This is a genomic window from Pararhodobacter zhoushanensis, assembly GCF_025949695.1.
GTDB lineage: Bacteria > Pseudomonadota > Alphaproteobacteria > Rhodobacterales > Rhodobacteraceae > Pararhodobacter > Pararhodobacter zhoushanensis_A.
Genome location: NZ_JAPDFL010000001.1, coordinates 4,108,542 through 4,122,717, shown reverse-complemented (window position 1 = coordinate 4,122,717; position 14,176 = coordinate 4,108,542). Strand labels below are relative to the sequence as shown.

13 protein-coding genes and 1 tRNA gene are annotated in these 14,176 nt (G+C 64.8%); 5 read left to right on the top strand and 9 right to left on the bottom strand.

Features of this window, described 5'->3' with window-relative positions:
• Nucleotides 1-171 precede the first annotated feature (171 nt).
• Nucleotides 172-1,599, top strand: a complete 1,428-nt coding sequence (locus tag OKW52_RS20535) for an alanine/glycine:cation symporter family protein (RefSeq protein WP_264507358.1) — start codon at nt 172-174, stop codon at nt 1,597-1,599.
• A gap of 106 nt (nt 1,600-1,705) precedes the next feature.
• Here OKW52_RS20535 and dapD read toward each other — a convergent pair whose 3' ends face one another.
• Nucleotides 1,706-2,533 carry a 2,3,4,5-tetrahydropyridine-2,6-dicarboxylate N-succinyltransferase gene (dapD, locus tag OKW52_RS20530; RefSeq protein ID WP_264507357.1) on the bottom strand — a complete coding sequence of 276 codons (828 nt, stop codon included), beginning with the start codon at nt 2,531-2,533 and terminating at the stop codon, nt 1,706-1,708.
• Nucleotides 2,534-2,687: 154 nt separating this feature from the next.
• Here dapD and OKW52_RS20525 point away from each other — a divergent pair, with 154 nt between their 5' ends.
• The gene (locus tag OKW52_RS20525; RefSeq protein ID WP_264507356.1) at nt 2,688-3,083 is read left to right on the top strand and encodes a VOC family protein; all 396 of its coding nucleotides are present in this window, start codon (nt 2,688-2,690) and stop codon (nt 3,081-3,083) included.
• On the opposite strand, the gene OKW52_RS20520 is transcribed toward OKW52_RS20525, so the two are convergent.
• Nucleotides 3,080-3,991 (bottom strand): threonine/serine dehydratase, encoded by a 912-nt coding sequence (locus OKW52_RS20520; RefSeq protein WP_264507355.1) that lies wholly within the window; start codon nt 3,989-3,991, stop codon nt 3,080-3,082. The genes OKW52_RS20525 and OKW52_RS20520 overlap by 4 nt on opposite strands.
• 86 nt (nt 3,992-4,077) lie before the next feature.
• On the opposite strand from OKW52_RS20520, the gene OKW52_RS20515 reads away from it, so the two are divergent.
• Nucleotides 4,078-4,893, top strand: coding sequence for an LOG family protein (locus tag OKW52_RS20515; RefSeq protein ID WP_264507354.1), 816 nt, complete (start codon nt 4,078-4,080; stop codon nt 4,891-4,893).
• A 6-nt stretch (nt 4,894-4,899) separates the two neighbouring features.
• Here the strand turns inward: OKW52_RS20515 and OKW52_RS20510 are convergent, their stop codons facing one another.
• Nucleotides 4,900-6,204, bottom strand: a complete 1,305-nt coding sequence (locus tag OKW52_RS20510; RefSeq protein ID WP_264507353.1) for an ATP-binding protein — start codon at nt 6,202-6,204, stop codon at nt 4,900-4,902.
• A 133-nt stretch (nt 6,205-6,337) separates the two neighbouring features.
• On the bottom strand, nt 6,338-7,087 hold the full coding sequence (locus OKW52_RS20505; RefSeq protein ID WP_264507352.1) for a GAF domain-containing protein: 750 nt from the start codon (nt 7,085-7,087) through the stop codon (nt 6,338-6,340).
• Nucleotides 7,088-7,353: 266 nt separating this feature from the next.
• Between OKW52_RS20505 and dapE the strand changes: the two genes are divergently transcribed.
• Entirely contained in the window at nt 7,354-8,505 is a 1,152-nt protein-coding gene (gene dapE / locus OKW52_RS20500; RefSeq protein WP_264507351.1) for a succinyl-diaminopimelate desuccinylase, read from the top strand.
• Nucleotides 8,506-8,508: 3 nt separating this feature from the next.
• On the opposite strand, the gene selD is transcribed toward dapE, so the two are convergent.
• The gene (gene selD / locus OKW52_RS20495; protein WP_264507350.1) at nt 8,509-10,677 is read right to left on the bottom strand and encodes a selenide, water dikinase SelD; all 2,169 of its coding nucleotides are present in this window, start codon (nt 10,675-10,677) and stop codon (nt 8,509-8,511) included.
• Nucleotides 10,678-10,826: 149 nt separating this feature from the next.
• Here selD and OKW52_RS20490 point away from each other — a divergent pair.
• Nucleotides 10,827-10,903: transfer RNA gene (locus tag OKW52_RS20490), tRNA-Met, on the top strand.
• Here OKW52_RS20490 and OKW52_RS20485 read toward each other — a convergent pair.
• The 4 genes from OKW52_RS20485 to OKW52_RS20470 form a co-directional block, all read right to left on the bottom strand.
• Complete coding sequence (locus tag OKW52_RS20485; RefSeq protein WP_319800489.1) at nt 10,898-12,085, bottom strand: tyrosine-type recombinase/integrase; 1,188 nt, start codon at nt 12,083-12,085, stop codon at nt 10,898-10,900. The genes OKW52_RS20490 and OKW52_RS20485 overlap by 6 nt on opposite strands.
• Before the next feature lie 99 nt (nt 12,086-12,184).
• On the bottom strand, nt 12,185-12,448 hold the full coding sequence (locus OKW52_RS20480; protein WP_264507349.1) for a hypothetical protein: 264 nt from the start codon (nt 12,446-12,448) through the stop codon (nt 12,185-12,187).
• Nucleotides 12,445-13,716: a DNA cytosine methyltransferase gene (locus OKW52_RS20475; RefSeq protein ID WP_264507348.1), complete on the bottom strand. Its 1,272-nt coding sequence runs from the start codon at nt 13,714-13,716 to the stop codon at nt 12,445-12,447. Before OKW52_RS20475 ends, OKW52_RS20480 begins: the two co-directional genes overlap by 4 nt.
• A 5-nt stretch (nt 13,717-13,721) precedes the next feature.
• Complete coding sequence (locus OKW52_RS20470) at nt 13,722-14,150, bottom strand: hypothetical protein (protein WP_264507347.1); 429 nt, start codon at nt 14,148-14,150, stop codon at nt 13,722-13,724.
• Nucleotides 14,151-14,176 lie beyond the last annotated feature (26 nt).

Genomic DNA, 14,176 nt, shown 5'->3' with positions numbered 1-14,176 from the left:
CAAGAGACGGTCAAAAAATCGGCTCTTCCTTGTCTGTCCCGCCGGTTTCCGCCTAAGCTGTGACAGTTCGACGCAAGCTCGGGCAAACAGTTCGGGATCGGAACGGGGCAGGCCGCGCAGCAGTGCCTGCCCGACGCCGACAAGGCGGTTAGTGCCAGAAGGGACAGACGGATGGGTTTTCTCGACACGATCTTCAACGCGATCAATGATCTGACGTGGGGCTGGGCGCTGATCCCGTTCCTTGTCGTTCTGGGCGTGTTTTTTACCATTGCCAGTGGCTTCGCGCAGTTTCGTTTCTTCAAGCGCATGTTCCGCGTGCTCAGAAGCGACGCCGATGCTGACCCCAGCCGGATCAGCGCCCGCGCGGCACTGTTCGTTTCTGTCGGCGGGCGCGTCGGCGGCGGGAACATCGCGGGCGTCGCGGTGGCGATCACCGCAGGCGGTCCGGGGGCGGTGTTCTGGATGTGGGCGATTGCGCTGATCGGCATGTGCTCGGCGCTGATCGAGGCAACACTGGCGCAGCTTTACAAGCGCACCGAGCCGGGCGGCGACTATCGCGGCGGTCCGGCCCGGTCGATCATCCACGGGCTTGGCGAGAATTATCGCTGGCTGGCAATCATCTATTCCGTCTGCCTGATCGCGTCTTTCGCCATCGGCTTCAACGCGTTTCAAGGCAATACGGTGGCGGGCGCGGCGCTCGACAGCCTGTCGATCCCACGGATCTATACCGGGGTTGTGCTGTCCCTTGCCACGGGCGTGATCGTCTTTGGCGGGATCCACCGCATCGCCAAGGCGGCGGATGTCGTGGTTCCGGTCATGGCCATCGGCTATCTGGGCATGGCGCTGCTGATCATCGTGATGAACCTGACCAGCCTGCCTGGCGTGATCATCGACATCGTCGCCAACGCCTTTGGCTTCCGCGAGGCTGTCGCGGGCGGTGTCGGGGCGGCGATTGCGCAGGGTCTGCGTCGCGGTCTGTTCTCGAACGAGGCGGGTCTCGGCTCTGCGCCCAACGTGGCGGCGACCGCTTACGTGCGTCACCCGGTGAGCCAGGGTATCACGCAAAGCTTTTCGGTGTTCATCGACACGATCCTGATCTGCTCGTGCACCGCGTTCATCATCCTGCTGGGTGACGTGTACGTGCCGGGCGCGGACGGTGTGGACGGGGTGATCCTGACCCAGCAATCCATGGTCAGCCATGTCGGTGCCTGGGCGCAGTATTACCTGACGGCCGCGATTTTCCTCTTCTCGTTCTCGTCGATCATGTACAATTATTATCTGGGTGAAAACGCGCTCAGCTTCATGACCGACAGCATGACGGCGCGGAATATCCTGCGTGTGGCGATCATGGCCATCGTGTTTCTGGGCGCGGTGGCCCCGGGGGCGACCTTTGTGTTCTCGTTCTCGGACCCGATGATGGGCATTCTGGCCGTGGTCAACCTGCTGGCGCTGATGATGCTGTTCCCGGTGGCGCTGCGGATCATCAACGATTACCGCGCGCAGCTGAACTCGGGGATCAAGCGGCCGGTGTTCGATCCGGCCAAGTTCCCCGATCTGGACACCGATCCGACCGCGTGGCCGGATGCACCCAAAGCCTGAGACTGAAATCGCCCGGTCGCTGGTGCGACCGGGCGATGCCTCCGGCGGGAGTATTTTTTCGACACGATGAGGGGGGCGTCCGAGAGGGCGCCCCTTGTCGTTGGGGTCAGTCGCGCAGCAGCTCGTTGATCGAGGTCTTCGAACGCGTCTGCGCGTCCACCCGTTTCACGATCACCGCGCAGTAAAGGTTCACGCCGTTCTTGGACGGCATCGAGCCCGACACCACGACCGAGCCTGCGGGTACTTCGCCATACATGATCTCGCCGGTCTCGCGATCAACGATCTTGGTCGATTTGCCGATGAACACACCCATGCCCAGCACCGAGCCTTCGCGCACGATGCAGCCCTCGACCACCTCGGAACGGGCACCGATGAAGCAATTGTCCTCGATGATCGTCGGACCCGCCTGCATCGGTTCCAGCACGCCGCCGATGCCAACGCCGCCGGACAGGTGCACGTTCTTGCCGATCTGCGCGCAGCTGCCGACGGTCGCCCAGGTATCAACCATCGTGCCGCTGTCGACATAGGCACCGAGGTTCACGAAGGACGGCATCAGCACCACGCCCGGCGCGATATAGGCCGATTTGCGCACGATGCAGTTGGGAACGGCGCGGAAGCCGGCGTTCACCCAGTCCTTCTTTTTCCAGCCGGCGAATTTGCTGTCGACCTTGTCCCACCACGTGCCGCCCTGCGGGCCGCCGGCGTGTTTTTCCATGTCGTTCAGACGGAAGCCCAGCAGCACGGCTTTCTTGGCCCACTGATTGACGTGCCAGTCGCCGTTCTCCTGCCGCTCGGCCACGCGCAGCTTGCCGCTGTCCAGCGCGTCGAGGGTGTGCTCGATGGCGTCGCGGACCTCGCCCTTGGTGGCCGGGGTGATGCCGTCACGGGCATCCCAGGCGGCTTCGATGGCGGCTTCCAGTTTGGCGTTCGACATGGGGTCTCTCCGGGTTCGATCGTGCGATTTCCCTGCCTATAGCGGGCGAGGGGGCGACAAACAATCCGGCGATTGCAGAGGCGGGGCGTTGCATCCCGGTGGGGCGGCGTGGCAAGGCAGACGGCATGGTCCCCCTGCGGCAAGGAGCTTCCCCATGGCCAAAGCCATTCACAGCATGATCCGGGTTCTGGACGAGGCGCGCTCGGTTGCGTTCTACGATGTGGCTTTCGGGCTCAAGATCGCCGACCGGCTGGATTTTCCGACCTTCACGCTGGTCTATCTGTCGAACGCGGAAACCGGGTTCGAACTGGAACTGACCGTCAACAAGGACCGCACCGTCCCCTATGATCTGGGCGACGGATACGGCCATCTGGCGGTGTCGGTCGAGGATGTGACCGCAGAACATGCGCGGTTCGAGGCCGAGGGCCTGCACCCCCGCAAGCTGGTCGACTTCGCCCCGGCCGGTGAGGTCATCGCGCGGTTCTTCTTTGTCGCTGATCCCGACGGCTATCAGATCGAAGTCCTGCAGCGCGGCGGGCGGTATCTCTAGATCGGCTCGGGTGCGACATTCGCCCCGCAGAGCAGCACCGCCACCCGCTCGCCCGGCGCGGGTTTGTAGGCCCCGCTGAGCAGCGCGGCCAGCGCCGTCGCTCCGGCGGGTTCGACCAGTTGGCGGGCCTCTTGCCAAAGCACGCGCTGGGCTTCGATGATCGCGTCGTCGCTGACCAGCACGCAGTCGATGCCCTGCGCCTGCGCCAGCTCAAAGCACAGCGCGCCGATCTTGCGCGCGCCCAACGCGTTGGCGGCGACGCCTGAGACCTCGACGTCCACCGGCTTGCCCGCCGCCAGCGCCGCATGCAGCGCGCAGGAGGTTTCCGGCTCGACCGCGACGATCTTGCGCGTGCCCTGCAGCCAGCCCATCGCGCCGCCGATCAGCCCGCCGCCGCCCACCGCGATCAGCACCGTGTCTGCTTTCAGGCCCTGTTCTTCCCACTCGCGCATGCAGGTGCCTTGCCCGGCCAGCGTGCCCGGCGCGTCATAGGCATGAACCTGCATCGCGCCGGTTTTGGCCTCATGGGCCAGGGCTGCGTTCAGCGCGTCGGCGAACTGGCCGGGCACCACGGTCAGGCCTGCGCCGGTCCGCTCGATCAGGGCGATTTTTGACGGCCCGGCGATGTTGGGCACAAAGATCTGCGCGGGAATTCCCAGCGACGCCGCCGCATAAGCCACCGCCGCGCCGTGGTTACCGCCCGAGGCCGCCACCACGCCCCCCGCCGGAACCGGTCCCTTGATCAGCGAATTGAACGCCCCGCGCGCCTTGAAGACACCGGTGTGCTGCATATGCTCCAGCTTGATTTCGACCGTATGGCCGCCCAGCGTGATCTCCATCACCGGCGTGCGGCGCACATGGCCTTCGATCCGTGTTGCCGCCGCGTCGATCTCTGCCCGCCAGTCCATGGTTCACCCTCTTGTCATTCCGGCGGCTGGCCTTGCCGCGTCCCGGACGATACTCAGGGCCAACCGGCGAGGAAAGGGAAACCACCATGACAGACCACCGCACCCATGCGTTTCGCGACAGCCATCAGGATATCGCCACCGCGCGCAAGATCCCCGAGACGCCGCAAACCCTGTCGCCGACCTACCGGCTTGCCTTTGCCGATGCCGATTTTCTGTGCCGCGACGAGCTGCGCCCGGTCCGGTTGCAACTGGAACTGCTCAAGCCCGAAATGGCGATGAACGAGGCGGGTGTGACCTCGACCGTGGTGTTGTTCGGCGGCGCGCGTATCCCTGCGCCCGAGCGTAAAGCGACGGCCAAGACCCCGATGCTGGCCGATCTGAGCCATTACTACACTGAGGCGCAGATCTTCGCGCGCCTGATGACCGAGATTTCGATTCAGGGCGGTGGCACCGATTACATCATCACCACCGGTGGCGGCCCCGGCGTGATGGAAGCGGGCAACCGGGGCGCCGCCGAGGCGGGCGGCAAGTCGATCGGTCTGAACATCGTGCTGCCGCATGAACAGGCGCCGAACCTGTATGTCACGCCGGAACTGAGCTTCAATTTTCACTACTTCGCCCTGCGCAAGATGCACTTCCTGATGCGGGCGCGGGCTGTGGTGGTGTTTCCGGGCGGGTTCGGCACGCTGGACGAGATGTTCGAATCCCTGACGCTGATCCAGACGCGCCGGATGAAGCGCATCCCGTTCCTGCTGTTTGGCCGCGAGTTTTGGCAAAATGTGGTGAACTGGGACATGCTGGCCGAGGCGGGCACCATTTCGCGTGAAGATCTTGCGCTGTTCCGGTTCGTGGAAACAGCGCAAGAGGCAGTTGATGCGATCCTGACCTGGGACGACGCCTGACGCGCGTTACTCGGCGGCGTTGCTGCGGCCGTCAGGCTGGGTGTGGCGGCGTCCGCGCTCTTCGACCATGGTGTTGAGCGCCGAGCGCAGCCGGTCCAGCTGAAGCGGCTTGGTCAGGCAATCGTCGAACCCGGCGGCAAGATAGCCCTCGACCTGATGCGACATGGCATTGGCGGTGAAGGCCACAATGGGCAAGGGGGTCTCGGGCGCTTTTGGCCCCAGCTCCTCGGCGCGCTTGGCTTCGCGGGCGCGGATTTCACGCAGGACCGACACGCCGTCGAGATTGGGCATGGAGATGTCCAGAATGATCAGGTCGAACCCTTCGCGCCCATAGGCGTCTAGGGCTTCGGTGCCATCCTGAACCAGCAACGACGAAATCCCCAGCTGACCCATCATCGCACCCAGGATCATCCGGTTGGTGTGGTTGTCATCGGCGGCGAGCACGCGCATGCCTTGCAGGTCCGCCGAAGGGCCGCCCGACGCCGAGGCGCGCGGCGCGCGCGGTTCGGGTGTGTCGGTGCGGCGCAGGGGCAGGGTGATCATCACCGCCGTGCCCTCATCAGGCACGGATTCCAGCGAGATCGTGCCATCCATCATCTCGACCAGACGCCGGACAATCGGCATGCCCAGCCCGGTGCCGCCAAAACGTCGCGCGATCGAGCTGTCAGCCTGACCGAATTCCTCGAACACTTGCGTTTTCTGTTCGTCGGTCATGCCAATGCCCGTGTCGCGCACCAGCAGGGTGATTGCGTCGGGCTGGGTGCAGTCCATCTCGACTTCGACCGAGCCTTCTTCGGTGAACTTGATCGCATTCGAGATGACGTTGTGCATGATCTGCAAGATGCGGTTGGGATCGCCCAAACGCATGGACGTGTCCTCACCCTTGACCACCACGTCAAAGCCGATGTGCTTTTCGGTGGCCTTGAGCGTGTGGACCGACTCGATCCGTTTGGCCAGATCCGCCGGGATGAAAGGCGTCATCTCGATTTCGAGCAGATCGGCCTCGATCTTGGACATGTCGAGCAAGTCGTTGATGATGCTCAACAACAGCTCGCCGGATTCGTGCATCACATGCACCATCCGGCGCTGATCCTCGTCGACGACCAGTGAATCGAGAACCTCGGCCACGCCCAGCACGCCGTTGAGCGGGGTGCGCATTTCATGGCTCATCTTGGCCAGGAAATTCGATTTTGCGGCATTGGCGCGATGCGCCTCTTCCAGAGCATCCTGCCGGGCGCGTTCGCCCGCGACCTGATCCGTCACATCGACAAGGGCATACACCACCCGCGCCGCGGTCGCGTCGCCGCGCACCGGGGCGGCGTGGACCGAGCAATACCGCAGCCCCTCGGGGCAATGCAGCGCAAAGCGTTCGGGGGGCGACGGCTCGCCGGTTCTGACCGTGTGGTCGTAGGGTGTCTCGCCGGGCTGGAACGGCGTGCCATCCTCACGGGTATAGGCCCAGCCGCGCGAGATCGTGGCGACGGCCGATCATCTGTTCGCGCGACGCGCCCATGATCGACTCGGCCGAGTCGTTGCAGAACTGGATGATCCCCGCGGCATCGATCACGATGATCCCCATCGCCGAGGTCGCCAGAATGGAGGCCAGAAAGGCCCGCTCGCCCGCCAGTTCGGCCTGAGCGGCGCGCACGGCCTGATCTTTTTCACGGCGGGTCAAGACCGAGCAAATGACATCCGCCAAAGATTGCAGCAGATAGACTTCGCCCGGCAAAAAGGCGTGCGTGTTATGCACGCCGTCAAATCCGACGAAGCCGTAGGTTTTACCTTCCGAGCGCATCGGCACCAAAAGGATCGAGCGGATCTCCTGGGATTCGAGCACCTCGCGTGAGGGCGACCCTTCGGGAAGTTTCTGAACATCGGGTACGTGGAACGGTTCCCCCAGATCCAGCGCCTCGGCGATGGGGCCGTACAGCTCGATGGGCAGGCCCTGAAGGTGCTCGATCATCGGATCGATGCCGTTGGCGCACCATTCATGCGTGTTGTTGGTGGTGTCCCCTTCATGAACGAAAACATACGAGCGGTCGCGCACGCAATACTCGCCCAGCCGGGTGATGGCCTCGTTCACCACGTGGTCGGTTTGGTCGATGGGCGCACGAAGAAGGTTGCTTAAAATGTCAACCACCAGCGCCTGAATGCGTGTCAGACGGGTCTCGTTGCTTATAATTTCGTCGTTCATGCCCGCCCGTCATTCCCGGCTCTCAGAAACGAGCGACGCGCGTTTCCTTGCCATTCATCGGTTTGCCAAGAACTCGTTAAAAACTGCTTCGCTTGAATCTCGTGCAACATCACACGGCTTCACTATTTGTTATCCAAGACTTTGCCCCGTCGCACTCGTCACGTCAATGCGAGGTTTGTGCATAGGCAGTTTCCAGCCCTGACTTGCGACAGGGGGTGGGCTGGGCTACTAAGCCGATCAAAACCTTTGAATTATGGACATGTCGGATGCCCGAACCGCTTGATGCCATCGACCTGACCGCCCGCCTGATCCGCTGCCCGTCGGTCACACCGCAAGACGGTGGTGCGCTGGGGTTGCTCGAGGCGGAATTGACCGCCGCAGGTTTCGCTTGCACCCGCGTCGACCGCAATGAGACGGTCAATCTGTTCGCCCGTTGGGGGGCCAAGGGCGCGAACCGCAGTTTCGGGTTCAATGGCCACACCGATGTCGTCCCGCCGGGCGACGCCGCCGACTGGCGCTTTGATCCGTTCTCGGGGGCTTTGGCCGATGGCAAGCTCTGGGGCCGGGGGGCCTGTGACATGAAGTCCGGTGTCGCGGCCTTTGTCGCCGCCGCCGTCGATTTCGTCCGCGAGACGCCGCCGGATGGCGCTGTGGTTCTGGCGATCACCGGTGATGAAGAGGGCGACGCGACCGATGGCACCGTGGCGCTGCTCGACTGGATGCAGGCCGAGGGCGAGCGCATGACGCATTGTCTGGTCGGCGAACCGACCTGCCCGTCGGTCATGGGCGAGATGATCAAGAACGGCCGTCGCGGCTCGATGACCGCCAAGATCGAGGCCCGCGGCGTGCAGGGGCACGCGGCCTATCCGCACCGTGCCAAGAACCCGCTGCCCGCGCTGGTGCGTTTGCTGGACCGGCTGGCGTCGCATGAGCTGGATCAGGGCAACGCGCTGTTTGATCCCTCGACACTGGCACTGACCACCATCGACACCGGCAACCCGGCCACCAACGTGATCCCGGCGCTGGCCCGCGCGACGCTGAACATCCGCTTCAACGATCTGCATAGCGGCGCGAGCCTGTCGCAATGGCTGCACGACCAGGCGGCGCAGGTGCAGGCCGAGACAGGGATCGAACTGGGACTGACCATCAAGATTTCGGGCGAGAGTTTTGTCACCGAGCCGGGCGATTTTACCGACATGGTCGCCAATGCTGTCGAAGCCGAATGCGGTATTCGTCCGGTGCTGTCGACCTCCGGCGGCACATCCGATGCACGCTTTGTGAAAAACCACTGCCCGGTGGTCGAATTCGGGCTGGTCGGCCAGTCGATGCACAAAGTCGATGAACACGTCGAAACCGCACATATCGGGCAGCTCAAGGCGGTCTATCGCCGGATCTTGGACCAGTATTTCGCCGGTTGACGCTCAGATCACCCGCAACGCGGGCTGATCGTCAAGCGCGCGGATCGTGCCAATGCAGGCGGCGGTGAAACCGGCCTGTTCGAGCTGGCGCAGCACCGGAACGGCGTCAGCCTCGGCCACCGCCGCCAGCAACCCGCCTGCCGATTGCGGGTCAAAGAGCAGCGCCGCCGCGGCGGTTTGTGGCGCGGCGATGCGGCCCAGCAGGGCGGCGCGGTTGGCGGGTGCGATGGTCGAGGCGACGCCCGCTGCCGCCATCGCCTCGGCCCCGTCGAACAGCGGGATCGCCGCCATCGCCAGATCCGCTGCCACGCCGCCCGCCTGCAGCATTTCATCCAGATGCCCGGCCAGCCCGAACCCGGTCACATCGGTCATCGCATGGGCAACCGGCGACAGGATAGCCGCCGCCGCGCCCTGCGGTTGGGTCAGATAGGGCCACAGCGCCGCCATCGCCCGCCCCGGTGCCCGTTTCTGCATTTCAGCCGCCAGCAGCGTGCCCGAGCCTATCGGCTTGGTCAGGATCAACGCATCGCCCGGCCTCGCGCCGCCTTTGGTCAGGATGCGGTCCCCCGCAACCCCGGTTACCGTCAGGCCAATCGTCAGCTCGGCCCCCTGCGTCGTGTGCCCGCCCGCGATGCTGGCCCCGGCGGCGCTGAGCACCTCGGACACGCCCGCCATGATTTCCGCCAGCGTGCGGCTTTGCAGATCTTCGGACAGGCGCGGCAGGATCAGGCTGACAAGCGCTGCCTGCGGTTTCGCGCCCATCGCCCAGACATCACCCAGGGCGTGAACCGTGGCGATTTTTGCCATCAGGTAGGGATCTTCCGTCACCGCGCGCAGGTGGTCCGTCGCGATCACCTGCCGCGTTTCGCCCATCGCCAGCACCGCCGCGTCATCGCCCGCGCCCAGCTCGACCGCGCCGCTGGCCGCCAGCCCGGACAGTGCCCGACGCAGCGCATCCGGTCCGACCTTGGCCCCGCAACCGCCGCACATCGGCTTGTCGCCCAAGGCCTCGACCAGACCCAGCGTGTGTTCGCGGGGCAGGGGGGCGGCGGGCATCGCGGGCAGGGTGTGGAACATGCGCATGAACTTGGCGTCGATGCGGTCCTTGAGCCACCACAGCCCCCGCCCGGCCAGCGGCAGGCCCCATTTGTCGGCCAGTGCCTTGCGCTCGCCCAGCGAGATCAGCTTGAGGTAATCGCGCTGCGGCCGGTAGGCGCGCATCGGTCCGCCCGTCAGCGCGGCGCGCAGGTTGTGGTGCAGGACCGGGGCTTGGCGGACCGCAAACACCCCGGCCTTGGGGCGCGGGCTGACGGCCATATGCGCGCAATCCCCCACCGCAAAGACATCCGGGTGCGCGGTCGAGCGTAGTTCAGGGTCGATGGTGATGAACCCGTCGGTCAGAGGCAGGCCGGTATCGGCCAGCCAGCCCTGCGGACGGCTGCCCGCCGCGCCCAGCGTGAAATCCGAGGGGATCTTGCGGCCATCTGCCAGTACGACGCCATCCGCCTCGATCGCGGCCGCCTGCGTGCCGCTCAGCAGGGTTATCCCGCGCTCGGCCAGCAGCGCCAGCAACCGAGCCCGCGCCCAAGCGCCCAGATGCGGCAGCGCGCTGTCCTTCTCGATCACGGTGATCGTCCGACCCGGCACCGCACGCAGCCGATGCTCCATCGCCAGCGCCAGCTCGACCCCGGCGACGCCCGCACCCAGCACCACAATCTGCGGCGCCGCGCGCCCGCTCGCCAGAAACTGCGCCCAGCGTTCGGCATAACCGCCCAGCGGTTTGGCGGCGACGGCGTGTTCAGCAAACCCCGGCAGCTGTGGCAGGTCCGAGGTGATCCCCACATCCACCGATACCACGTCATAGGCCACCGGGGGACGCCCCGGCACGCTGACCGATTTTGCCACCGGATCAAGCCCGTTCGCCCGCCCCAGAATCAGCCGCGCCCCGGCGTGTCGGGCCAGCGCCACAAGGTTCATCTCCAGATCGGCGCGGGCGTAATGCCCGGCAATCAAGCCCGGCAGCATGCCGGTATAGGGCGCGGTCGGGTGCGGATCGATCACCGTCAACCGCGCCCCGGCCAGCGGGTTCATCGCCCAGCGCAGCAGCACCAGCGCATGCGCATGGCCGCCGCCGATAAGGACAAGATCACGGGTCTGGGGCAGGGTTTGCATGGGGCCTCCGGGCTGATCCAGACCTAGACCGCACAGCCGCGCAAAGCGAGAGGGCAAAGCACCGCCAGCCTGCGCCATTTCCCTCTTGACGCCCCTGCGAGGCTGCCCTAGGAAGCCGCCAGCCAGCAGGCCCAAGGGTCCGGCAGCGTGGCGGAGTAGCTCAGTTGGTTAGAGCAGCGGAATCATAATCCGCGTGTCGGGGGTTCAAGTCCCTCCTCCGCTACCACATCATCCCGTTGAAATTCCTGCATTTGATCAATCGTCGCGCTGGACTCTCTTTGAGCGGTTTGCAGACTGGTTTGCAGTTTTCGTTCCCGACCTGTGCTTTTCCAGCTTGGCGATCGCGGATTCTGCCATGCCTCGGCTGCGGCTCAAGTAGTGCGAGATCTAGCAAGGTCTCGACCTCGGCCAGCGAATGACCGGTGATCGTCGCAATTTCGGGCACACTGCAACCGGCCTCGGCCAGCCGCGTAACGGCGGTGCCGCGCAGATCGTGGAACGTCAGTCCGGCCAGATCGCATTCAACCTTGTTCCAGCTTGCCCGAAAACCGCTGCTGGTCCACGGCGTCCCGCGCGTGGTGGTCAAGATGGTGACGGCATCACCGCGCGCCAGCTTCGCCGCGTCCAGCGCCTCTTTGAGCTTTGCGGTGCAGGGCACGACAACGCGCCGCCCCCTCTTGGATTGCTTGAGGCGGATTGATGCGCCGTCATACGCCGCCCATGTCATTTTGAGCAGATCGCCCTGGCGCTGGCCGGTTTCGGCAGCGATGATCTGGGCAAGCGCCAAATGCGGCGGCGCGGCCTTCTGGAAAGCGGCTTCGTCGGCTTCTGTCCAGATCGAGTCGGCACGGTTGGCCCGGTAGACGCGTCCCGGCTTCTCCAGCGGGTTCGCGGGCGTCATGCCACGATCCGCGCCCCACGCCAGAATGAGCGCCAGCACGGCAAGTGCATAGTCGGCCTGCCTGCGGCTGGTCTTTGCCTTTTCGTCGCGCCAGTCGAAAAAATCCCCACGCACCCGCCTGTCACTCAGGGCGGCAATCGGCATGTCGCCGAACTTCGTTTCGATCGTGCGAATGTGGCGCAGATAATCGCGCTTTGTGGCGTCGGCTTTGTCGTTGAAATAGGGGCTGCGCTGATAGGCGTTCAGCAGGCCGGTCAACGTCCCGGCGTGGTGATCAGGCCGCGCGGCATGCGCTGCATGATAGGCGGCGACAAACTCAGGGCTTCCCGGTGCGCCGGGCAAGCGCGGGCCGCCGCGCCAAGCGTAGTGGTAGACCTGTTTGCTGCCATCGGCGAGGCGCTTCGTGGCACGCGCCACGCCTTTGAGGTTAACCCTAACCACGCTTTGCCCTCCAGCTATCATAAGCCGATGGGTCGGCATCCTGGCGCGCAGCTGCGATCGGTTCAACGATCAGCGTGCCGTCCGGCTTTACTTCGACCCGGACGCCTTGCTTGGCGGCGGTTATGGCCTCGCGCATAGCGGCGGCGGTGATTGTAGCACGGGCGGTCATGGCAGCACCTTCGGGAAATCTTCGGGGCAAAGGGTCTCGCCCGGATCGAGCGCCAGCCGTGCGCCCGATGCGGTCAGCGTGAAGCGATCGAGGTCATGCCGCAATTGCTCGCGCCTGGCGTGGCCTGCCGCGACAGGTGCGCTAAGCTGGCCGTGCGCGGTCGTGCAGGGCGGCGCGCAAAAGTGGTTGCGATAGGATTGCCGCGACCCGTTCGGCAGGCCGAGGGCGTGGCGGGCGCAGCTGCGTTGGTCTGGTGTCATGCTGCTAGAAGCTCCTTGTCTACCGCGTCAATTCTCTGGCCTATCCATTCCATGACATTGACGGCCATGCTGTTGCCGATGGCTTTGTATCGAAGACCGTCGGGGCACTTTTCGGCCGGTTTCCCGCGCCACGGTATGCGGGTGAAGTCGTCGCCGAACGCCTGCAAGCGTTCGCACTCGCGCGGTGTCAGTCGGCGAACCGCCCAGCCGTCAGGGCTGACATTCCGTGCGCCGCTGTCTCTGTTGTTCATTCCAAGCGGCTCTTGAACGGCGACAGCCGGCGGGTGCGCGCTCGCGGCGAGCGGATGGCATGGATCGCCGGGTTTTGGCTGCGAATAATTGGAAGGGCTGGTGATCTGCGTAGTGTCAAAACAAATCGCCGCGTGCCCGCCTGCGTTCTGGTGGGATTTGTGATGCCCCATGCTGCGCAATGTCGGGTGCGACCCATCGTCGGCGACCTGCACTTGCGACCCTTTGCAGTCAAAGGCGATCAGCGTCTGGCCTTCATCGAGCGTCGTATTGACGCCGTTGTGCATGCGCGCGGTCAGGGTGTTTGCAACTGCCGGGATCAGGTGTCCTGCTTGTGCTTGATTGTCGTCTGCGCCACATGTTCCAACGCCTGTTGCAGTAAGAGCGGCAACTGCTTGGCCCGTCGCTCGGCTCGGCGCAGCACGCCGCTGCAAGCTTTCGCGGTCAAATAGTACCGCTGCGGCAGGTCGCCAATCTCCAATATATCCCACAACGAACACACGTCGCCGTCGCTGGGGGGTCGCCCGTCGGTGTCGGCGTGTTCGCACGAATTGAGCGTCCAGAACTCTGTAAGCGACCCCATACCCGAGTTGAGCCAAGCCCCCGAGGAAGGCACCAAAATCCCGTCCGCTGTTTGACGACAAGACGCCGGGGACATTTTCCCAAACGAACCAGCGCGGGCGGAATCGGTTAAGTATTCCAAGATAGACGAGCGCCAAGTTGCCGCGCGGGTCAGCCAGTCCTTTTCTGAGGCCGGCGACGCTGAAGCTTTGGCAGGGGGTTCCTCCGACAAGAAGGTCAATTGCATAGTCAGGCCAATCATTGAATTTGGTCATGTCGCCGAGGTTTGGCACGCCGTTGCGCGCCAATTCTTCTCCCGGCAAATTGCTGCCGTAGTGATGCGCGAGGACGGCAGCGGGGAACGCGGCAACCTCTGAGAATGCCACGGGTTGCCAGCCGAGCGGATGCCAAGCGGCGGTTGCGGCTTCGATGCCAGAGCATACGGAAAGGTAACGCATGGCGGTCACGACCGCTCCCCGAGCACGGCGCGCAGGATGGTACGCCAGAGGCCCGAGGCGGGGCGGGTGGGGGCCAAGGGCGCGTGGCGTGGCGCAATGGCCTGTGCGCTGCCTTGCTCGCGCCGGGCGGCGCAATCAAGGGCGGTGCAGGCGCTCGGCTTGTCGAGTGTGCCTGCGTCGGCGTGCGCCGCTCCCCGGACCTGTCCGCCGCAGAAACTGCACGGTTCGGCGTTCGGCTTGTCTTGAGGCGCGGTCGCCGAGGTGGCAGCGGTCAGTCCCCGATCGGTGAGCATGGCGCGCAGGCAGCGGCAGTCCGGGTTTGGCATGCCGCAGTCGATTCCGCAGAGGATCTCAGCATCGCGTTGCGCGCGGGGGTGGTAGCGGCGCTTGGGGCGTTCCAGCGTTGCGCGTGGAGGCGCGGGGTTCTTGGGCATGGTGTTGTCTTCCCTGTCGTCTGTCG

Bases quoted from the DNA above. Each gene is read 5' to 3' on its own strand.
- OKW52_RS20535 (WP_264507358.1), top strand. From the start codon at position 172: ATGGGTTTTCTCGACACGATCTTCAACGCGATCAATGATCTGACGTGG.
- dapD (WP_264507357.1), bottom strand. From the start codon at position 2,533: ATGTCGAACGCCAAACTGGAAGCCGCCATCGAAGCCGCCTGGGATGCC.
- OKW52_RS20525 (WP_264507356.1), top strand. From the start codon at position 2,688: ATGGCCAAAGCCATTCACAGCATGATCCGGGTTCTGGACGAGGCGCGC.
- OKW52_RS20520 (WP_264507355.1), bottom strand. From the start codon at position 3,991: ATGGACTGGCGGGCAGAGATCGACGCGGCGGCAACACGGATCGAAGGC.
- OKW52_RS20515 (WP_264507354.1), top strand. From the start codon at position 4,078: ATGACAGACCACCGCACCCATGCGTTTCGCGACAGCCATCAGGATATC.
- OKW52_RS20505 (WP_264507352.1), bottom strand. From the start codon at position 7,087: ATGAACGACGAAATTATAAGCAACGAGACCCGTCTGACACGCATTCAG.
- dapE (WP_264507351.1), top strand. From the start codon at position 7,354: ATGCCCGAACCGCTTGATGCCATCGACCTGACCGCCCGCCTGATCCGC.
- selD (WP_264507350.1), bottom strand. From the start codon at position 10,677: ATGCAAACCCTGCCCCAGACCCGTGATCTTGTCCTTATCGGCGGCGGC.
- OKW52_RS20480 (WP_264507349.1), bottom strand. From the start codon at position 12,448: ATGACACCAGACCAACGCAGCTGCGCCCGCCACGCCCTCGGCCTGCCG.
- OKW52_RS20475 (WP_264507348.1), bottom strand. From the start codon at position 13,716: ATGCGTTACCTTTCCGTATGCTCTGGCATCGAAGCCGCAACCGCCGCT.
- OKW52_RS20470 (WP_264507347.1), bottom strand. From the start codon at position 14,150: ATGCCCAAGAACCCCGCGCCTCCACGCGCAACGCTGGAACGCCCCAAG.